The sequence below is a fragment of the Oxynema aestuarii AP17 genome, assembly GCF_012295525.1.
Lineage (GTDB): Bacteria > Cyanobacteriota > Cyanobacteriia > Cyanobacteriales > Laspinemataceae > Oxynema > Oxynema aestuarii.
Genome location: NZ_CP051167.1, coordinates 5,049,649 through 5,070,427 on the forward strand (window position 1 = coordinate 5,049,649; position 20,779 = coordinate 5,070,427).

13 protein-coding genes are annotated in these 20,779 nt (G+C 53.9%); 7 read left to right on the plus strand and 6 right to left on the minus strand.

All coding sequences use genetic code 11. The annotated features are described in order from the left end of the window. Nucleotides 1-154: 154 nt before the first annotated feature. From rpoB to HCG48_RS20220, 3 genes are all read left to right on the plus strand, one after another. Nucleotides 155-3,457 carry a DNA-directed RNA polymerase subunit beta gene (gene rpoB / locus HCG48_RS20210; RefSeq protein ID WP_168570776.1) on the plus strand — a complete coding sequence of 1,101 codons (3,303 nt, stop codon included), beginning with the start codon at nt 155-157 and terminating at the stop codon, nt 3,455-3,457. A gap of 242 nt (nt 3,458-3,699) precedes the next feature. Further along, on the plus strand, nt 3,700-5,580 hold the full coding sequence (locus tag HCG48_RS20215) for a DNA-directed RNA polymerase subunit gamma (protein ID WP_168570777.1): 1,881 nt from the start codon (nt 3,700-3,702) through the stop codon (nt 5,578-5,580). Nucleotides 5,581-5,686: 106 nt separating this feature from the next. After that, a complete protein-coding gene (locus tag HCG48_RS20220; protein ID WP_168570778.1) occupies nt 5,687-9,778 on the plus strand; it encodes a DNA-directed RNA polymerase subunit beta' in 4,092 nt (1,363 codons plus the stop codon). Between the two features lie 204 nt (nt 9,779-9,982). Here HCG48_RS20220 and HCG48_RS20225 read toward each other — a convergent pair whose 3' ends face one another. The 5 genes from HCG48_RS20225 to HCG48_RS20245 form a co-directional block, all read right to left on the minus strand. Next, nucleotides 9,983-11,176, minus strand: coding sequence for an HhoA/HhoB/HtrA family serine endopeptidase (locus tag HCG48_RS20225; protein ID WP_168570779.1), 1,194 nt, complete (start codon nt 11,174-11,176; stop codon nt 9,983-9,985). A gap of 655 nt (nt 11,177-11,831) precedes the next feature. Continuing rightward, nucleotides 11,832-12,593: a cobalt ECF transporter T component CbiQ gene (gene cbiQ, locus HCG48_RS20230; RefSeq protein ID WP_168570780.1), complete on the minus strand. Its 762-nt coding sequence runs from the start codon at nt 12,591-12,593 to the stop codon at nt 11,832-11,834. Further along, nucleotides 12,590-13,237: a cobalt transporter CbiM gene (gene cbiM, locus HCG48_RS20235; RefSeq protein WP_168570781.1), complete on the minus strand. Its 648-nt coding sequence runs from the start codon at nt 13,235-13,237 to the stop codon at nt 12,590-12,592. Before cbiM ends, cbiQ begins: the two co-directional genes overlap by 4 nt. A 3-nt stretch (nt 13,238-13,240) precedes the next feature. Beyond that, entirely contained in the window at nt 13,241-13,729 is a 489-nt protein-coding gene (locus tag HCG48_RS20240) for a carboxypeptidase-like regulatory domain-containing protein (RefSeq protein ID WP_246259663.1), read from the minus strand. Nucleotides 13,730-13,767: 38 nt separating this feature from the next. Beyond that, nucleotides 13,768-14,607, minus strand: coding sequence for a DUF4382 domain-containing protein (locus HCG48_RS20245; RefSeq protein ID WP_168570782.1), 840 nt, complete (start codon nt 14,605-14,607; stop codon nt 13,768-13,770). 202 nt (nt 14,608-14,809) lie between these two features. Here HCG48_RS20245 and HCG48_RS20250 point away from each other — a divergent pair, with 202 nt between their 5' ends. From HCG48_RS20250 to HCG48_RS20265, 4 genes are all read left to right on the plus strand, one after another. Next, nucleotides 14,810-15,184, plus strand: coding sequence for a hypothetical protein (locus tag HCG48_RS20250; protein WP_168570783.1), 375 nt, complete (start codon nt 14,810-14,812; stop codon nt 15,182-15,184). Nucleotides 15,185-15,238: 54 nt separating this feature from the next. Further along, the gene (locus tag HCG48_RS20255) at nt 15,239-15,673 is read left to right on the plus strand and encodes a ferritin-like domain-containing protein (RefSeq protein ID WP_168570784.1); all 435 of its coding nucleotides are present in this window, start codon (nt 15,239-15,241) and stop codon (nt 15,671-15,673) included. A 178-nt stretch (nt 15,674-15,851) separates the two neighbouring features. After that, nucleotides 15,852-16,781 carry an FTR1 family iron permease gene (locus HCG48_RS20260; RefSeq protein ID WP_168570785.1) on the plus strand — a complete coding sequence of 310 codons (930 nt, stop codon included), beginning with the start codon at nt 15,852-15,854 and terminating at the stop codon, nt 16,779-16,781. 57 nt (nt 16,782-16,838) lie between these two features. Continuing rightward, nucleotides 16,839-17,651, plus strand: coding sequence for an MOSC domain-containing protein (locus HCG48_RS20265; protein WP_246259664.1), 813 nt, complete (start codon nt 16,839-16,841; stop codon nt 17,649-17,651). Nucleotides 17,652-17,709: 58 nt separating this feature from the next. On the opposite strand, the gene polA is transcribed toward HCG48_RS20265, so the two are convergent. After that, complete coding sequence (polA, locus tag HCG48_RS20270) at nt 17,710-20,643, minus strand: DNA polymerase I (protein WP_168571984.1); 2,934 nt, start codon at nt 20,641-20,643, stop codon at nt 17,710-17,712. Between the last annotated feature and the right edge of the window lie 136 nt (nt 20,644-20,779).

Consider the following 20,779-nt stretch of genomic DNA (forward strand, 5'->3'; position numbering starts at 1 on the left):
CTCGGGTCATTTGAGCCTCGACCGGACTGAAGATCGACGCCCCTAACGTGTGAATCCCTGCATTCCCCCGCACGCGGCGCGATCGGATCCGAGTCGAGCGACGTTCGCAGCCCTTGCCTCCATTGAAGCGTATCGGTGAAAGAGACTCCTAGTCATGAACAACCCAACAATCAGCAGCGCACCCACGTTTACCCTGCCCGACCTCGTAGAAATCCAGCGATCGAGCTTTCGTTGGTTTCTCGAAGAAGGACTGATCGAAGAACTCGATAGTTTCTCGCCGATTACCGATTACACCGGAAAATTAGAACTCCATTTTATTGGTAAAGATTACAAACTCAAACGCCCGAAATACGACGTAGACGAAGCCAAACGGCGCGACAGCACCTACGCCGTGCAGATGTACGTCCCCACGCGGCTGATCAACAAAGAAACCGGAGAAATCAAAGAACAAGAAGTCTTCATCGGCGACTTGCCCTTGATGACCGAACGCGGCACCTTCATCATCAACGGCGCCGAACGAGTCATCGTCAACCAAATCGTGCGATCGCCAGGAGTCTACTACAAATCCGACACCGATAAAAATGGCCGCCGGACCTACAACGCTTCCTTAATCCCCAACCGAGGTGCGTGGCTCAAATTTGAAACCGACAAAAACGATCTCGTCTGGGTCCGGATCGACAAAACCCGCAAACTCTCCACCCAAATTCTACTCAAAGCCCTCGGTCTGACCGACAACGAAATTTTCGACGCCCTGCGCCACCCCGAATACTTCCAAAAAACCATCGAAAAAGAAGGGCAATTCACCGAAGAAGAAGCCCTCATGGAGCTGTACAAAAAACTGCGACCCGGCGAACCGCCCACGGTTTCCGGAGGCTCCCAGTTGCTCGAATCGCGCTTCTTCGACCCCAAACGCTACGACTTAGGGCGGGTCGGACGCTACAAACTCAACCGCAAACTGCGCTTGAACGTCCCCGAAACCACCCGAGTCCTGACCCCTCAAGACATTTTGACGGCGATCGACTACCTGATCAACCTCAAATTTGACATCGGTTCCACCGACGACATCGACCACCTCGGCAACCGTCGGGTGCGCTCCGTCGGCGAACTGCTGCAAAACCAAGTGCGCGTCGGTTTGAACCGCCTAGAGCGGATCATCCGCGAGCGCATGACCGTTTCCGACGCCGACTCCTTAACCCCTGCCTCCTTAGTCAACCCCAAACCCCTGGTCGCGGCGATTAAAGAATTCTTCGGCTCCTCCCAACTCTCCCAGTTCATGGACCAGACCAACCCCCTCGCCGAATTGACCCACAAGCGCCGCTTGAGCGCCCTCGGTCCGGGGGGTCTGACCCGAGAACGGGCTGGATTTGCCGTGCGTGACATTCACCCCTCCCACTACGGGCGGATCTGCCCCATCGAAACCCCAGAAGGTCCCAACGCGGGCTTGATCGGCTCCCTGGCGACCCACGCCAAAGTCAATGCCTACGGCTTTATCGAAACCCCGTACTATCCCGTAGAAGACGGGCGCGTTTTGCGCGATCGCCCCCCCATCTTCATGACCGCCGACGAAGAAGACGACCTGCGCGTCGCCCCCGGAGACATCCCCATGGACGCCGACGGCTACATCCTCGGCGACACCGTACCCGTGCGCTACCGCCAGGACTTCACCACCACCAGTCCCGACCAAGTCGACTACGTGGCGGTCTCCCCGGTCCAAATCATCTCCGTCGCCACTTCCTTAATTCCCTTCCTGGAACACGACGACGCCAACCGGGCCCTGATGGGATCCAACATGCAACGTCAGGCCGTTCCCCTGTTGAAACCGGAACGTCCCCTCGTCGGAACGGGCTTAGAAGCCCAAGCCGCCCGGGATAGCGGCATGGTCGTCGTCGCGCGCACCAACGGCACCGTCACCTTTTGCGATGCCACCAAAATTCGCGTCCGGCGCGACGATACCGGGTTGGAAATGGAATATGCCCTGCAAAAATACCAGCGCTCCAACCAAGACACCTGCTTAAACCAGCGCCCCTTAGTCTTTGAAGGCGACGAAGTAGAAGTCGGTCAAGTCCTCGCCGACGGGTCCGCCACCGAAGGCGGCGAACTCGCCCTCGGACAAAACATCTTAGTAGCGTACATGCCTTGGGAAGGCTACAACTACGAAGACGCCATCCTCATTAGCGAGCGATTGGTCTACGACGACGTCTATACCTCGATTCACATCGAAAAATACGAAATCGAAGCGCGCCAGACCAAATTAGGCCCGGAAGAAATTACCCGAGAAATCCCCAACGTCGGCGAAGACGCCCTGCGTCAGTTAGACGAAAACGGGATTATTCGGATCGGGGCTTGGGTGGAAGCCGGAGATATTCTCGTCGGTAAAGTCACCCCCAAAGGCGAATCCGACCAACCCCCGGAAGAAAAACTGCTGCGCGCCATTTTCGGCGAAAAAGCGCGCGACGTGCGCGACAACTCCCTGCGCGTCCCCAACGGCGAAAAAGGTCGGGTGGTAGACGTGCGCGTGTTCACCCGGGAACAAGGGGACGAACTGCCTCCGGGAGCGAATATGGTCGTTCGCGTCTACGTCGCCCAGAAACGCAAGATCCAAGTCGGGGATAAAATGGCGGGTCGCCACGGGAATAAAGGAATTATTTCCCGGATTTTACCCGTAGAAGATATGCCCTACCTGCCCGACGGTCGCCCGGTGGATATCGTCTTGAATCCGTTGGGGGTACCGTCGCGGATGAACGTCGGCCAGATTTTTGAATGCTTGCTCGGCTGGGCCGGGGAATGTTTGAACTCGCGGTTTAAAGTGGTGCCGTTCGACGAAATGCACGGTCCCCAGAAATCGCGGGAGTCAGTTCACGCCAAGCTCGGCGAAGCCCGCGAGAAGTTGCATAAAGATTGGATTTTCAACGAAGAGCATCCCGGTAAGACGATGGTCTACGACGGACGAACCGGAGAACCGTTCGATCGCCCGGTGACCGTCGGTAAGGCGTACATGCTCAAGCTGGTTCACTTGGTAGACGACAAGATCCACGCTCGTTCCACCGGACCGTACTCCCTGGTGACCCAGCAACCCTTGGGTGGGAAAGCTCAACAAGGGGGACAGCGTTTCGGAGAAATGGAGGTGTGGGCCCTCGAAGCTTTCGGCGCGGCGTATACGTTGCAAGAGTTGCTCACGGTCAAGTCCGACGACATGCAAGGACGCAACGAGGCGTTAAATGCGATCGTCAAAGGCAAGGCGATTCCGCGTCCGGGAACTCCCGAATCGTTCAAGGTGTTGATGCGCGAACTGCAATCCCTGTGTTTGGATATTGCGGTTCACAAAGTAGAAACCAAAGATGACGGCACCTCTCAGGATGTGGAAGTGGATTTGATGGCCGATGTCAACAGCCGCCGCACCCCTTCGCGTCCGACTTACGAATCCGTATCCAAGGAGGCATTGGAAGAAGACGAATAATTGAGCCAGACCCCGACCCGGAGGGAACTCGCTGGGGAACCCTCCCCCCTCGGGGAGGCGACGCAATATCCGGCTTCAAGGGACAGTGAGGCTCGATCGAGCTTTTTCAAGGATTGCGTTGACTTGGAGTTGTGGGCGATCGCACCTTCGCCAAGCCGCTTGGAAACAGGAGGCTGCCGTCTGTGGAGCGCAGCCCGAGAGTGTAATTAGCAAGAACGTCACGCTTATTTCAGAGGGAAACAATGCCAAAGCTCGAACAGCGTTTTGATTATGTCAAAATTGGTCTGGCATCTCCGGATCGGATTCGTGTATGGGGGGAAAGAACGCTACCAAACGGGCAAGTGGTCGGGGAAGTCACCAAACCCGAAACGATCAACTACCGCACCCTCAAACCGGAAATGGACGGGCTGTTTTGCGAGCGGATTTTCGGTCCGGCCAAAGATTGGGAATGTCATTGCGGTAAATACAAGCGCGTCCGCCACCGGGGGATCGTGTGCGAGCGCTGCGGCGTCGAAGTGACCGAATCGCGAGTGCGCCGTCACCGGATGGGCTATATTAAGTTAGCCGCTCCGGTGGCTCACGTGTGGTATCTCAAAGGGATTCCCAGTTACATGTCGATCTTGCTGGACATGCCCTTGCGCGATGTCGAGCAAATTGTTTACTTCAATGCCTATGTGGTTCTCAATCCGGGCAATGCGGAGAATTTGCAGTACAAACAACTGCTCACCGAAGACGCCTGGATGGAAATCGAGGATCGACTGTATAGCGAAGACACCGAACTCACCGGGGTCGAAGTCGGGATCGGGGCCGAAGCCCTGCAACGCCTGCTCCAAGATATCAATTTAGAGTCGGAAGCCGAAAGCCTGCGCGAAGAGATCGCCAACTCCAAAGGACAAAAGCGGGCCAAACTGATCAAACGGCTGCGGGTGATCGATAACTTCGTCGCCACCGGATCCCAAGCCGAATGGATGGTGTTATCCTACATTCCCGTGATTCCGCCGGATTTGCGCCCGATGGTACAGCTCGACGGCGGACGGTTTGCCACCTCCGACCTCAACGACTTGTATCGCCGGGTGATCAACCGCAACAACCGTCTGGCGAGATTGCAAGAGATTCTGGCGCCGGAGATTATCATCCGCAACGAAAAACGGATGTTGCAAGAAGCGGTAGACGCCCTGATCGACAACGGGCGCCGGGGTCGCACCGTGGTCGGCGCCAACAACCGACCGCTCAAATCCCTGTCCGACATTATCGAAGGGAAACAAGGGCGCTTCCGTCAGAACTTGCTCGGGAAGCGGGTCGATTATTCCGGTCGTTCCGTGATCGTGGTCGGGCCGAAACTGAAGATCCACCAATGCGGACTGCCTCGGGAAATGGCGATCGAGTTGTTCCAACCGTTCGTGATTCACCGTTTGATTCGCGCCGGACTGGTTAACAACATCAAAGCGGCGAAGAAACTGATTCAGCGTAACGATCCGAGCATTTGGGACGTTCTCGAAGAAGTGATCGAAGGACACCCGGTGATGCTCAACCGGGCGCCGACGTTGCACCGCTTGGGAATTCAAGCCTTCGAGCCGATTTTGGTAGAAGGGCGCGCCATTCAACTGCACCCGTTGGTCTGTCCCGCCTTTAACGCCGACTTCGACGGCGACCAAATGGCGGTTCACGTCCCGTTATCCTTAGAAGCGCAAGCGGAAGCGCGCTTGTTGATGCTGGCGTCGAACAATATCATGTCTCCGGCGACGGGGCGTCCGATCGTGACGCCGTCCCAGGATATGGTGTTGGGTTGTTACTATTTAACCGCAGAAAACCCGCACCAACAAAAAGGGGCCGGGCGTCATTTTGCCAATCTCGACGACGCGATCGTTGCTTACGAACAACAAGAAGTGGATTTACACGCTTACGTGTGGGTGCGCCTCGACCCCGAAGAGTGGGACGTCGAAGAGGAGGCGTTGGAAGGAAAACCGAAAGTCGAGACTTTAGCCGATGGAACCGTCAGCAAGACGTACCCGTACAGTCGGGTTCGCGAGGATGCGGACGGAAACGTGTTATCGCTCTACGTTTACACGACGCCGGGACGGATTATTTTTAACAAGACGATTCAGGAAGCGCTGGCGGTTTGAGATGGGAAACGCCGCCCGTGTTTTTGCCAAGGCGCCGCCCGATCGCCAAGCGGTCGGGATGGCTGGAGCGATCGAGGAGTTTGCAAAGCGAGGGAAGCTTTAAAAGATGGCTGAAAAAAAATCGATGATTTTCCGCAATCGAGTGGTCAACAAAGGACAACTCAAGAATTTGATTTATTGGTCGTTTACCAACTTCGGGACGGCCCGGACGGCGGAAGTGGCAGACCGTTTGAAAGACTTGGGGTTTCGTTATGCGACGAAAGCCGGAGTGTCGATTAGCGTTGACGATTTGATGATTCCCCCGAGCAAACGGGAACTCCTCGACGAAGCCGAACGGGAGATTTACGAAACCGAGACGCGCTATACCCGAGGGGAGATTACGGAAGTCGAGCGGTTCCAAAAAGTGATCGATACGTGGAACTCGACGAGTGAGAACCTCAAAGACGAAGTTGTGAGGCACTTTAAATCCTCCGACCCCCTCAATAGTGTATACATGATGGCGTTTAGCGGGGCGCGGGGGAATATCTCCCAAGTGCGGCAGTTGGTGGGAATGCGGGGCTTGATGGCGGACCCGCAAGGACAGATTATCGGCTTGCCGATCAAAACCAACTTCCGGGAGGGGCTGACGGTAACGGAGTATATTATTTCGTCCTACGGGGCGCGCAAGGGCTTGGTCGATACGGCGCTGCGGACGGCGGACTCGGGTTACCTGACCCGGCGCTTGGTGGACGTGTCTCAGGACGTGATCGTGCGCGAGATCGATTGCTCGACGATGCGGGGGATTCCGTTGCGGGCGATGACCGACGGCGATCGCGTGTTGATTCCACTGCGCGATCGCCTGCTGGGACGAGCCCTGGCGCGCGATGTCATCGATCCGAAGACCGGAGAACCCGTCAGTAGCATTCAGTTTACGAGCCGGGATAAGGAACCGAGACGGATTTATGCAGTTCGCAACCAACCGATTTCCGACGAGCTGGCGCGGGCGATCGAAGCGGCGGGAGTCGAGGAAGTGTTCGTGCGATCGCCCCTGACTTGCGAGGCGACGCGATCGGTGTGCCAGCATTGCTACGGGTGGAGCTTGGCCCACGCTCATTTAGTCGATATGGGCGAGGCGGTCGGCATCATCGCGGCACAGTCGATCGGGGAACCAGGGACCCAATTGACGATGCGGACGTTCCACACCGGGGGCGTGTTCACCGGGGAGGTGGCGCGAACGGTGGTGGCGCCGTTCGACGGTACCGTGCGTTACGAAGCGTCGATGCGGGTGCGACCGTTCCGCACGCGCCACGGTCAGGATGCGTTCGTGGTGGAAAGCCCCAACGCGCAGTTGAGCGTGGTGGACGGTCAGGGTCGCAGTGAAAGTTTCAGTCTGACCCAAGGTTCGACGGTGTTCGTGGCCGATGGCGGGGCGATCGCCGCCACTAAGATCGTCGCCGAGGTCCTCGCGGCGGGCCGTTCTTCGCGCAAGACGACGGAGAAGGCGACCATGGACGTGGATGCGGATTTGGCCGGAGAAGCATTGTTCGCCGACCTGGTACCGGAAGAGAAAAAAGACCGCCAGGGGAATACGACACGGATCGCCCAACGCGGCGGCTTGATTTGGATTCTCTCCGGTGAAGTGTATAACTTGCTGCCCGGGGCCGAACCCGTGGTCAAGAATGGCGATCGCGTCGAAGCCGGGAGCGTGCTGGCGGAAACGAAGCTCGTGACCGAAAATGGCGGCGTCGTGCGCTTGGCGCCGGACCAGAAGACCGACGGCCCGCGCGAGGTCGAAATTATTACGGCGTCGGTCCTGCTCGATCGCGCGATCGTGCGATCGGAATCCATGGGAGGTCACGACCGTTACATTATCGAAACGGCGGGCAATCAGTTGTTCTCCCTGAAAGCGACCCCGGGGACGAAAGTCCTCAACCATCAAGTGGTCGCCGAGTTGATCGACGAACGCTACCGCACCCAAACCGGGGGCATCCTCAAATACGGCGGGGTAGAAGTTCAGAAGCGCGGCAAGGCGAAGCAAGGCTACGAAGTCGTCAAAGGCGGGACCTTGCTCTGGGTACCGGAAGAATGCCACGAGGTCAATAAAGATATTTCCCTGTTGCAGGTAGAAGACGGCCAGTACGTCGAAGCCGCGACCGAGGTGGTCAAAGATATCAAGTGCAGCAGTTCCGGGGTGGTCGAAGTCACCCAAAAGAACGATATTTTGCGCGAGATTACGATCAAGCCCGGGGAACTGCACATGGTGGACGACCCCGACGAGGTGGCAGTGGAGTCGGGTCAGTTGGCTTATCCGGGCCAGGAAGTGGTCCCGGGGCTGACCGTGGACGAGTTGCGCTATGTGGAACACGTGGAGACGCCCGAAGGTCCGGCGATTCTGCTGCGTCCGGCGATCGAGTTTGCGGTACCGGACGAGCCTGCGATTCCGTCTCAGGATTCGATCGGGGAAGCCAACGACAACGGCATCATTCGCCTGCGCGCGGTGCAACGGATTCCCTATAAGGATGGGGAACGGGTCAAGTCCGTGGAAGGCTTGGAGTTGTTACGCACCCAGTTGATTCTCGAAATTGAGAAGGAAGCGCCGCAGTTGGCGGCGGATATCGAATTGGTGCCGGATCCGGAAGATCCGGAGTTGATGCGCTTGCAGTTGGTGATTCTCGAATCGCTGGTGATTCGGCGCGACGTGGCGGCGGATCCGACTCAGGGCAGTACGGCGACGCGCTTGCTGGTGAGTGACGGCGACGAAATCGCCCCCGGGGCCGTGGTCGCGCGCACGGAAATTCAGTGCAAGGAAGCTGGGGAAGTGCAAGGCATCCGCGAGGGTGGCGAGGCGATCCGGCGGGTGCTGGTAGTGCGCGAGGCGGATTTGGTCAAGGTGACGACGACGGGAGAACCGAGTTGTCAGCCGCGAGATTTTTTGGTCTCCGGGGTGGAAGTGGCGCCGGGAGAAGTCCTGGAAGAGTCGGGTCAGGTGATGGCGATCGCGCCGTCGCCGGAAGGCAACGGATACGAAGTGACTTTGCGAACCGGACGGCCTTACCGGGTTTCGCCGGGGGCGGTCCTGCACGTGGAAGATGGCTCGTTGGTGCAACGGGGCGATAATTTGGTGATTTTGGTGTTCGAGCGCGCCAAGACCGGGGATATCATTCAAGGTTTGCCCCGGATCGAGGAATTGCTCGAAGCGCGCAAGCCCAAGGAAGCGTGTATTTTAGCGAAGGGCGCCGGGACGGCTCAGGTGATTTACAACGACGACGAGAGCGTCGAAATCAAGGTCGTGGAGCCGGATGGCAATGTCGAGGACTATCCGATCGGCCCGGGGCAGAATGCTCTGGTGTCCGATGGGGAACAAGTGGAGGCAGCGCAAGCGCTGACGGACGGTCCGGCGAATCCTCACGAGATTCTGGAGATCCATTTCAAGGTCAATCAGGAACGCTTGGGGGTTTACGAGGCGGCGTTGGAAAGTTTCGCCAAGGTGCAGACGTTCTTGGTCAACGAGGTGCAGTCGGTGTATCAATCCCAAGGGATCGATATTTCGGACAAGCATATCGAGGTGATCGTGCGTCAGATGACGAATAAGGTTCGCATCGACGACGGCGGCGATACGACGATGCTGCCGGGTGAGTTGGTGGAGCTGCGCCAGGTGGAACAGGTCAACGAGGCAATGTCGATTACCGGGGGCGCTCCGGCGGAATATACGCCGATGTTGCTCGGGATTACGAAGGCGTCGCTGAATACGGACAGTTTCATTTCGGCGGCGAGTTTCCAGGAGACGACCCGGGTGTTGACCGAGGCGGCGATCGAGGGCAAGTCCGATTGGCTGCGCGGTTTGAAAGAAAACGTGATTATCGGTCGCTTGATTCCGGCGGGGACGGGCTTCAATGCTTACGAGGAGTTGCAAGCGTCGGATCTCGATGTCGGTTTGGCAATGTCGGAGAGCGTGTTGGATGAGGAGGACGATTTACAAGATATCGTTCTCGACGATCGCACGGCTCGCTCTTACAGTACCAATGGCATGTTTGAGGCGATGGGGGATGACGATGGCGAACAAGAGTCGTCTCAGTCTTCCAAGCGGCGATCGCGCGCCTCGAAAGATGAGGACGAGGAGTTTGGCTCCTTCGACGACGATGAGGAGTTAATCGGCGGCGACTTCGACGAGGACGATAACGACGATCTCGATGACGATGACGACGACGATGAAATGTAAGCATCGCTCTCACTCTCGTCGATAACGACGGGAAAGAGTTGCTGTAGATAGTTCGATTGGGGGAGTTCGGCGCCGTCCGGACTCTCCTTTTTTTGCTATTTTTCGCAGGCGACCCGTGCAGGTTCTTAGATCGCTCCCGACTGGATCTATTGTTGGAGTGCGAACGGGGTTTCGGACTCCCCTAAAACCCCGTTGGTTCTCACTTCAGGCTTGTAATTGAGCCGTGCGGACCGAGATCGCCCGGGTGCGATCGCCCCGTCGGATCGTCAATTCGACGTTTTGACCGACTTGAGACTGTTCTACCAGATGTTGCAACTGTCCCGCCGTGCGGACGGGGTCGCCGTCGAGGGCCGTCACGATGTCCCCCGCACGCAATCCGGCGGCGGCGGGAGTATTCGGAAGCACGTTAAGGATCAAAACCCCGTCCATTTCCGGCAGTTGGAAAGAAGCGTTGGGGTCGCGATTGTGTTCCCGGGCAATTTCCGGGGTTAGGGTAATCATTTGAATCCCTAAATAAGGATGGGCGATCGCCTCTCCGCTAATTAATTGAGCTTGAATCGCTTTAAACTGGTCGATGGGAATCGCAAAACCAATCCCGTTGGCGTCGGCGCGAATGGCCGTATTGATCCCGATCACCTCCCCGCGTGCGTTGAGCAACGGTCCGCCGGAATTGCCGGGGTTGATGGCGGCGTCGGTTTGGATGAAGTCGAGACGCTTGTCCGGGATTCCCGCTTCGCTGCTCGATCGCTTCAAGGTGCTGACAATGCCGAGTGTAACCGTATTGTCGAGTCCGAGGGGATTGCCGACGGCGATCGCCCAGTCTCCGACCTTGACCCGAGTCGAATCCCCCAAGGGCGCCACGGGTAAATCCCCTCGGTTGCTGTCGATTTGGACGACGGCGAGATCGGTGACTTCATCGGTTCCTAAAACTTGCCCTTCCAGTTGCCGACCGTCTTTGAGGGTGACCGTCACGCGATCGGCGCGATCGACCACGTGAGCGTTGGTGACGACAATTCCCTTTTTATCGATAATAAAGCCCGACCCTTGACCGCGCAACCGTCGTTCTTGAGGCACGGGCGCCACGAAACTATCGCCGAAAAAGCGCTGAAAAAAGGGATCTTCGGCAAAGGGATCGAAACCGCGCATGGTCACGGTGCGTTCGGTGTCGATGCGAACGACGGCAGGGCCGACCCGATCGACTGCTTGGGTGACGAAACTCCCAGTTCCCGTGGCGTCTACCGCTTGCGGCGCCAAGGCGATCGCCTGGGAACCCGGCACGATCGCGGCACGCACGGGCATGAGGGGGGCGGCGATCGCGAGAACCAGGGCGATCGCGCCGACCCAGAATAAGCTTGTAATTTGCCGCAAATAACGGCTGAATCGATTCGAGTCTTGCATCGGATGGTTTGAAAATAAAGGTTTTCTTTTATTTATTTTAAAGAGTCGGTTTCTGCCCGAGCCAAGTAGAGAAATCAACACCCGGCGATCGGCTTTCCATTGTTTTGGATTCGGTTTTAGGTGAATTGCATTGTGAACAAAAATAGCATTGCTCAATCAGTTCAATCCGGTTTTCCGTAGAGATTTGGCCATTTGACCCGGTCGATCTCAGATTCAACTAATTGAAGATGGCTATACAGCAATTGGCGCTGTCATGAGGGACAAGAGGCAAAGATCCCCCTAACCCCCCTTACAAAGGGTGGCAGTGACAGTCCCCTTTTTTAAGGGGGATGTAGGGGGATCTAAATGTCTTGCATAGCAGAAGAACATGCTATGTAAGACTGTTTATAAAGAAAAGATCAAAAAATCTTGTAGGGATTTGGTTGCCAAACCCTTACAGGACACAATAGTTTATTGATGCTGTTGAAATAGCTAACAGCTTATTCGATATTTCACCGATAACGTAGCCCTCGAAGGGCTTAGACTGGGTAGGGGCATTTCGCGAAACGTAGGGGCGTTTCGCGAAATGCCCCTACGAAAGGAGAGGCACGAAGCCTGGTTTCTTTAGAGTGGGGTGCTGACAGGAAATCTATCAACTCAATTCAGTTAAGAGAGACTACAATTGCCATTGTAAAACGATTAAACTAATCGCCACGATCGCCACCGCAGACAGGGCGATCGCATCCGGGAGACGAATCGGTTGACGATCGCGATTTTGTCGAATTCGACCGTAACCCCGCAGCAACATCGCCCGATAAACTTGTTCCGATTGTTCGTAACTGCGAATTAATAACGTTCCGGCGAGAGACGCCAACAGAGTTAAATTCCGAGGGCTGAGTTTATGCGGCTGAAAACCGCGCAATCTCATCGCCATTTGCATCGTTTTGAGGCGATCGCCGATCTCGAATAAGTAGCGATAAAATAACAACATCATATCGGCGAGAATTGGAGACAGTCCCAGAGATCGCATGGCTTCTACCGTGCTTAAAAATGAGCCCGTTCCAAACAAAACGAGGGCGACGGTCACGATCGCCAAAAAACGACTCGCAATTAAAATCATCCCCTGCACCCCTTCCGCGTAAAGGGCGATCGGGCCGAGACGCAACCAGACCGTTTCCCCCGAGGCGAAGGGTAAAATTAAAACAATTCCCAATAGAAAAACCCCGGGATAACGAATGCGTTGCAACCAAAACGAAAACGGTAATTGAGACAGCCAATAAATCAAAGCCGTAATTGCGACCGTCGGCAACAACAACCGCCAATCTTCCACAAACGTATAAGCCAGAATCAAACTACTCAAGCCTAACAGTTTCGATCGCGGTTCCCACCGATGAAGCGGCGAATCGAGATGGGCGTATTCATCCAAACCTAATTTCATCGACGATCCTCGATTAACTCCGGTTTAACCCGTTGCAAAAATCCGACTAACATCGCCGTAAACGCACCTTCAATGGCCATTAACGGCAAGTGCGCCAGGATTAAACCGTAAATAGCGCCGCGTTCCGTGCGATCGTCGAAACCTTCGGGAATCGTAGTAATTACGAGGCTGAAAAAAATGAGGGCCGCCAGTCCCAAACCGATCGCCCCGGCAAGAAACGCAAACAGATTACTCGCCCACGATCCCCAGCGTTTGACGAAAGGATAGCGCCATTGAAATAAGTGATAGGAAATTAACGCCGGAACCCCCATCATCGTTGCATTGACGCCCAAGGTAGACAGTCCGCCATGACCGAACATCACCGCTTGAAAAAACAAGCCGATCGCGATCGCGGGAAAGGCGTAATACCCTAACACCGTTCCTAACAACCCGTTGAGAATCAAATGGACGCTGACCGGGGGGATGGGGATGTGAATCCAAGAAGCGACGAAAAACCCCGCCGTCAGTAAGGAGGCTTTGGGAATTTGCGCTTGGCTGTCCGGTTGGCGGTCGATCTGGCGCAAGCTATACCAAGTGAAGCCACTGGCGATCGCGTATCCGGCAATGCAGATTTTCGCCGGGAGAATGCCGTCAGGAATATGCATCGACTATTTGCCTCGCGAGAAAAATAACGCCGTTCCGACAAATCCCCAAACCCCGGACGCCCCCATCAACAGCATTTGAAGCGGTGTGTATTTAGTGTAACCTTGTTGTGCGATTGCGGGTTCTCCCTCCGGATCGAGAGCGATTCGGACGATTTCTCCATGACCCGCCTGTCTCACTTGGATATCCCAGGCCGGGCCGACGGCGCGATCGGGAATGAAGAAAAATTGACCGTTTTCGTCCGTGGTTCCTTTCAGCCAAGGATTGGCGGGATCGTCGGTCGCGTAAACGGTGACTTGGGCATTTTGCATCGGTTGACCGCTATCGAAACGGGCTGTAATCGAGATCGCCCGTTCGGTTCGATAGTCCAGGTGGACGCCATGGGCGATCGCCTCCGAACCGCGATCGCCCAAAAGGAACATCCCCAGGAACGCCAGCAACCGCATCGTTCGCCCGAGGCGATCGGTCGTAGAATCAGGATATTTTCGCTTCACGATCGCTCCTCTCGTTTCCAATCAACCCACCAACGCCCTTAAGATTTGGGCATGGCGTGACAGTGACCCTCGCCGACGTGACCCAACGACGGCAAAATTTGCTCGATTTTCTCGTAAGTCGCGGGGGACGTTTGTTTCAGTTGGGACAAATCGGTTTCGACTTTACCCTGCTGCGCTAAAGCGGCGAGGGGTTCAAACCCGATCGCCCCTTGGTTGAGCTCGTCCTCGGGAGGCAGTTCGCCATCGCCGAATAAATGGTCGAAGTGGAACGTCGCCTCTACTTCGGCATCGCTGGCAGGTTGCACGATCCCTTTACGTTCGTCGCCGACGAATTCGCCGCAATGAAAAGTGATTTCATCTTCAATTTTGAGGATAAATTCGACAGTTTCGCCGTCTTTTTGGGCGGTTCCTTCCAAAACTAAGGGATATCCGCCCTCCGCTTCCTCGGGGGCTTTGGCGAGGGTCCACGCCAAGGCATTGTACTGACCTGCGGGGGCAGAGACTTCGCCGACGAGGATCGGTTCGGCGGTGGCGTCACCTGCGGCTAAATCTACGGTTTTTGCCTCGACGAGGGTAATTTCTGTTTGTCCTCGAATCGGACCGCCCGCTTCGGCGTTGTAAGGGGGATCGGTTTGGTAGGCGGTGACGTTACTGAGGTGGACCGCCACGCGATCGAAGTTAATTTGCCAGCCATCTTTGGACACGAAGCCCTGACGTACGAAATCTTCGCCATTAGCGCGCAGGGCGAGGGTTCCGGGCTCTCCAGAGGGAGATTGTTCGGTTCCGGTTGGGGGGGGTTGGTTGCTTTCGCACCCGACAGTCGCCGAGGCGATCGCGATCGCGGCCAAGGTTGCTACGGTGAAAGTGGGTTTATTCACAATCGATTCGCCCTTAACTTATCTAAAATTCCGAGAAGCATGGGGGGCGCGGGGGGAGTGAGTCGCGCTCCGTTTTGCTTATCTATCAAATACAAAAGCGTTTTTCTCGAAAGTTTACAATCCCCTCCTAGGGCATGAATCGGCAAAATGGCAAGGGTTTGAGGGTTCGATCGCCCCGGGGGAAAAAGAAATTTTCGCACTGATGGCAGGGTATTTTAAGTCCGTCAGAGTCTTGAGAATTCGACGATCGATCGCGATCGCGCCGCCGATGTTTTGGCGGGGAATTTCCCTGAATTTTGAAGGCGGCGATCGGGGGAAATTTTTATCTTTTTTTAGGTTTTCCCCAACTGATGTTGTTGGCGCCCTCAGTGCGATCGCCCCCGTAGGGACTCAAGCCAAACCCAGCGCCCCTACTACTGACGGGTTTTTCATGAGTTCACCAATAGGAGAAACGCTATATATCGTCCGAGGGGTGGGCGATACGCTGTTGTCGGCGACGGTAGGAAGCTTGTACTTTTGCCATCTCGTCCTCAATCCACTCTTTGAGAGCTCCAATCTGGGGTCAGCTCTTGAGTAAACGACTCGAAAAATGCTCAAATACAGTTAACACCTTCGTCAAAACCCCAGAAACATGAAAGATCTTGACGTCAAAAAAACCATCGACTTGCTCAACACGATTATGGAATTCGAGTTGGCGGGAGTCGTGCGCTACACTCATTACTCCCTGATGGTGACCGGACCGAACCGGATCCCGATCGTGGAATTTTTCAAGATGCAGGCGACGGAATCGCTCACCCACGCCCAACAAGTCGGCGAAATTCTCACGGGTTTGGAAGGTCACCCCACCTTACGCATTGCCCCGATGGAAGAAACTTACAAACATGCGGTGAAAGATATTCTCGAAGAGAGTGTCAATCACGAACGCAAAGCCCTCGAATTGTATAAAGACTTGCTCGAAACCGTCGAAAATGCCAGCGTTTATCTCGAAGAATTCGCGCGCACGATGATCGGTACGGAAGAGCTGCACAATATCGAGCTGAAAAAGATGCTCCGAGATTTCAGCTAATTTCAGCGAAAAGAAGGCGATCGAGATCCCGCGTTTTTGAGATCGAATTCTCCGGCGATCGGTTCTTCTTTTCCCGTTACTTCTATTCTTCAAACTCTTGTTTGACGATTGTTTGAAGAATAGATAACTCGCCGGGGCGGATTTGATGTTTGTCGGGTTGAGATATGGAGCGGTAATTATGGAGTGGTCTGCAGCTTTACCGACATTTTTGGTGACGTTACGCGAAGGGGTCGAAGCGGCGTTAGTCGTGGGAATCGTGCTGGCGTGTTTGAGTAAAGCGCAGGCGCGGGATCTCAATCCCTGGGTCTATGCGGGGGTTGGCGGCGGCGCGATCGCCAGTGCGGGGATCGGAGCTTTGTTTATTTCCGGACTGCAGGCGGTCGCCCGATCGCGATCGACTTACGCCCCCGTGCTGAAACCCTTGTTAGAAGCGGGTTTTTGCCTGGTGGCGATCGCCATGCTCAGTTGGATGTTAATTTGGATGACCCAACAAGCCAAATCCCTCAAAGGAGAGATCGAAACGGCGGTGAAGGCGGCGGTCAAACCGGAAGGGGAAGATCGGGAACGCCCCAAGATTTGGCACAGTGCGGGGTGGGGAGTGTTTACCCTCGTTTTTATTGCCGTTTTGCGCGAAGGGTTTGAAACCGTCGTGTTTATTACCGCCCAATTCGAGCAAGGTTTAGCTCCCGTTTTGGGCGCGATTTTCGGCTTGCTGGGTGCGGTGGCGATCGGTTTTTTACTGTTTGAATGGGGGGTAAAAATTGACCTGCGCCGTTTCTTTCAAATCATGGGAATTCTGTTGCTGGCGATCGTTTCGGGATTAGTAATTTCTGCCTTAAAAAATATCAACGCGGCGGCGGTGGTTCTCTCCAGTCTCGACCCGCAATATGCCCAGATTTGCGCGGCGGGGGCGGCGTCTTGTCTTCTCGGACCGCAAGTGTGGGATACCACCGCATTTTTGCCGGACGATCGCTTTCCCGGCGTGGTTTTCAAAGCATTATTCGGTTATCGATCGCACCTGTATTTAGCTCAGGCGATCGCCTACGTTCTGTTTTTAGCGACGGCGGGGACGTTGTACTTTCAAAGTTTGTCGAATAAAACATCGTGAGATTCTGAATTGTGGATTTTAGCTTTTAGATTTTAGCTTGTTTGTATTCTTCATTTGTTGGCGTTACTTGAGGGAGAAGAGGCGATCGTGGCACGAGTCAAACAGATTTTTACTTATCCGATTAAAGGGTTAACTCCACAAACTCACGATCGCGCCCAATTGGAACGAGATTGGGGAATTCCCGGCGATCGCGCCTTCGCTTTAATGTTTGTCGATCCGGGAAAACCAGAACCGGAAATGACCGTCCAATGGTTGAGTAAAGGGCATTTCGCCATGCAAAATGATTGGCCCGGATTGGCGGCGTTAAACTGTCGGCGCGATCGCGAAATCTTGACCGTTTCTATTGAGGGCAATCCCTTACTCGTTGCCAGTTTAGAAGACGAACGCGATCGCATCGGCCAATTTTTTACCGGATACCTCGCCGGATTAACACCGACTCCAGAAGCGCGACATCCCCAAAAAAGTCCCCTTAAATTAGTGGGAAATAGTAACGGCAAAACCCGCTATCCCGATCGCCATCCCGTTCATATTTCAATCTTAAGTCAAGCAACCCTCGACGCCCTCAGCGAAGCCTGTGGAAAAAGCGTAGATGTCCGCCGTTTTCGCCCCAATCTTCTCGTCGATGGTGTAGAAGCATGGGAGGAGTTTAATTGGGTGGGGAAAACGTGGCAATTGGGGGAAGCAAAAATCGAGATTTCTGCAAGAATTGGGCGCTGTCCGAACATCGAAGTCGATCCGGAAACGGGCGATCGGGATTTAGGCTTATTAAGCTTATTAAAAGACCGTTACGGACATTGCCAAACTGGGGTTTTAGCCAAAGTATTAACCAGTGGTGATTTAACCGTAGGCGATCGGTTGAAAGCGCTTTAATTAACCGTAGGAGAGAACGGTAGGGACGAAACCTGTTTCGCCCCTAGATCGGATTCTTTTACTTCGCTTCCATCCAATTCTTTCCAGCATGAATATCGACCACGAGAGGGACGGTGAGTTCTACAGCTTTTTCCATCATCTCTTTAATTTTTGGTTGTAATTCCTCCCATTCCTGGTGGGGAACTTCAAACACTAATTCATCGTGAACTTGCAACAACAAACGCGCTTGATACGGTTGTAACAGTTCGTCAATTTTCACCATGGCGATTTTGATAATATCCGCACTCGATCCTTGAATTGGGGCATTGGCGGCGGCGCGTAATAGACCCGCATCTTGATAGTTCATGCGTTCCATGTTGTCGAAATCGATCGCCGCCGGATCGGTTCCTTTAAGCTGCTGGAGGCTTTCTCCGGCAAAGTAAAAATTGCGGCGACGTCCAAAAATTGTTTCGACATAACCGCGCGCGATCGCCTCTTTTTTAACCGTTTCCAGATACTCGAAAACATTGGGATAGCGATCGTAGAAGCGATCGATAAACGCTTTTCCTTGCGCCGTACTCACCCCGATCGATCGCGCGAACCGTTGCGCCCCCATTCCGTAAATAACGCCGAAATTGATCGTTTTACCGACTCGCCGTTCTTCCGAACTAATGTCCTCTTTTTCAAATAACAACTTACTCGTCAAAGTATGGACATCTTCGTTATTTTTATACGCCGAAATCAGCACGGGTTCTTGGCTTAAATGAGCCAAAATTCGCAATTCAATTTGAGAATAGTCCGCCGAAACCAGCAACCAATCTTGTTCCGGTAAAAATGCTTGTCGGATTTGGCGGGAAAATTCCGTGCGAATGGGAATATTTTGTAAGTTAGGATTCGAGGAAGACAGGCGACCCGTCGCCGTTGCCGTTTGATTGAAATCGGTGTGAACTCGTCGGGTCTCCGCCCTCACTAATTGCGGTAAAGCGTCCACATACGTCGATTTCAGTTTGGATAAAGTGCGATGTTCGAGAATCAGATCGATAATTTCGTGGTCGCCTTGCAGTTTTTCCAAGGTGGCGGCGTCAGTTGAATAACCTGTTTTCGTTTTTCTCGACTTTTTCCGATTCAATCCCAACTTTTCAAATAAAATTTCGCTGAGTTGTTTCGGCGATCCTAAATTAAAGGTTTCTCCGGCAACATCGTAAGCCCGATTTTCGATCGCGCTCAATTTTTCTTCTAACTCTTCAGAAAGTCTGGCTAGATATTCCGTATCGATGCGAATTCCCACGGATTCCATTTGCGTTAATACGGGTTCTAAAGGCTGCTCTATCTTGAATAAAACCTCGTACAATTTGGGACTATCTTGCAGTTCGGCGCGCAGTTTGGACACCAGTAAATAGGTGCTGTGAACGTCCATCCCGCAGTAGTTCGCCACTTCGGGAATGCCGAGATCGGCGATCGTTTTCCCTTTGGGAACTAAATCTTTATAACTTTGGGCGCTGAGGTTTAAATATACCCGAGCTAAATAAGCTAAATTATGGGTTCCTTCGGGGTTGAGAACGTAACTGGCTAACATCGTTTCAAAGGATACCCCGTCGAGTTCGATTCCCTGACAGTGCAAGATGGCGCGATCGAATTTAGCGTTATGTAAAGTTTTGGGATAATCCGCCATTTCTAAAATCGGTTTGAGGGCCGTTATAACCCGATCTAACTCTAAATTTTTGCCGTGTTTGTGGCCGATTGGAATATAGGCGAGGTCTTCTTTTCCACTGCCCCAACAACAACCAATTCCCACTAATTGGGCGTCGCGGGGTTCGAGGTCAGTGGTTTCCGTATCCCAAGCGACGGGATGTTCGGGATCGGTATAGGTTTTTAGCTGTTCGACTAAGCGATTTAATTGTTCGTAAGTATCGATAATTTGAGGATCGATGGGATTGGCATCGCGGGCTTGTTGTTGAGATGTTGCTGTATCTTCGGCGCTGAAAAACCAGGTATCTCCGCCGTTGAGATCGGGGGAAGTTTGCGATCGCTCTTGACTGGATTTAGGGGTAACTTGACCGCCAAATTGTTGTTGGAGGCGATCGATTTGTTCGAGGAAAGAGTGAAACTCGTATTTCTCAAAGAGAGGCTGAATTTTTTCGGTGTCGAAGCCTTGAAGGTGGCACTGTTTTAAGGATAAAGTTAAGGGAATATCCCGGACAATTTTTGCTAAATGTTGGGAGTGATAAGCAGCATCGCGATCGCCTGCCAATTTCTTTTGATTGGCGCCTTTAATTGTATCGATCGCCTCATAAATTCCCTCTAAGGTGTGGTATTGAGTCAGCAGCTTGACCGCCGTCTTTTCGCCAATCCCTTTAACTCCGGGAATATTATCGGATTTGTCGCCACAGAGGGCTTTATAATCGACAACTTGCTCGGGTTTAATCCCGAGTTTTTCAACAACTTGTTCCGGGTGAAATTCTGTAGTTTTATTGCCTTTACCCGGACTGAGGTAGAGAACACAAATGCGATCTTCGTCGCTGACTAATTGAAATAAATCGCGATCGCCACTGAGGATTTTTACAGTATAATTTTCTTGACTGGCGCGGGTGGCGAGGGTTCCGAGAATGTCGTCGGCTTCGTAACCGGGTTGGGTAATGACTTGCAAGTTGAGGGTTCGCAACAGTTCTTGCAAATTGGGGATTTCCACCAGTAAATCGGCGGGAGTTTCGGCGCGATCGCTCTTATAGTTTGTATCAGCTTCGTGGCGAAACGTCGGTTCGGCTAAGTCGAAAGCAATGGCGACCGCTTGCGGTTGGTACTCGTCCATCACTTCCAGCAAGGCTTTGAGGAAACCGTAGCAGACGCTGGTGGGAATTCCGCTTTGGGTTCGCAAACCGCCATCGCGCCCTTTTGCAAAGGCGTAATAGGCGCGAAAAGCCAGGGAATGACCGTCAACGAGGAGAAAAGTAGGAGAGTTAGCCGACACGATCGCACGAGGGTTGTACCCAACCCATTTAAACAACTCATTCATTGTATCGGCTAACGGCGAGGAATCCCAGAGTCGATCGAAAAAAATGATAGAGAAATAGAGAAAACCCGTGGCTGAATTGACTTGAAAATTGCTGCTGGAGATTTTGCGGGCGATCGCCATTTTCGATTTTGATTTG

What these genes read in the sequence shown, in the direction of transcription:
- HCG48_RS20255 (WP_168570784.1), top strand. Translation starts at nt 15,239, where the DNA reads ATGAAAGATCTTGACGTCAAAAAAACCATCGACTTGCTCAACACGATT.
- HCG48_RS20225 (WP_168570779.1), bottom strand. Translation starts at nt 11,176, where the DNA reads ATGCAAGACTCGAATCGATTCAGCCGTTATTTGCGGCAAATTACAAGC.
- cbiM (WP_168570781.1), bottom strand. Translation starts at nt 13,237, where the DNA reads ATGCATATTCCTGACGGCATTCTCCCGGCGAAAATCTGCATTGCCGGA.
- cbiQ (WP_168570780.1), bottom strand. Translation starts at nt 12,593, where the DNA reads ATGAAATTAGGTTTGGATGAATACGCCCATCTCGATTCGCCGCTTCAT.
- HCG48_RS20215 (WP_168570777.1), top strand. Translation starts at nt 3,700, where the DNA reads ATGCCAAAGCTCGAACAGCGTTTTGATTATGTCAAAATTGGTCTGGCA.
- polA (WP_168571984.1), bottom strand. Translation starts at nt 20,643, where the DNA reads ATGAATGAGTTGTTTAAATGGGTTGGGTACAACCCTCGTGCGATCGTG.
- HCG48_RS20250 (WP_168570783.1), top strand. Translation starts at nt 14,810, where the DNA reads ATGGCAGGGTATTTTAAGTCCGTCAGAGTCTTGAGAATTCGACGATCG.
- HCG48_RS20220 (WP_168570778.1), top strand. Translation starts at nt 5,687, where the DNA reads ATGGCTGAAAAAAAATCGATGATTTTCCGCAATCGAGTGGTCAACAAA.
- HCG48_RS20260 (WP_168570785.1), top strand. Translation starts at nt 15,852, where the DNA reads ATGGAGTGGTCTGCAGCTTTACCGACATTTTTGGTGACGTTACGCGAA.
- rpoB (WP_168570776.1), top strand. Translation starts at nt 155, where the DNA reads ATGAACAACCCAACAATCAGCAGCGCACCCACGTTTACCCTGCCCGAC.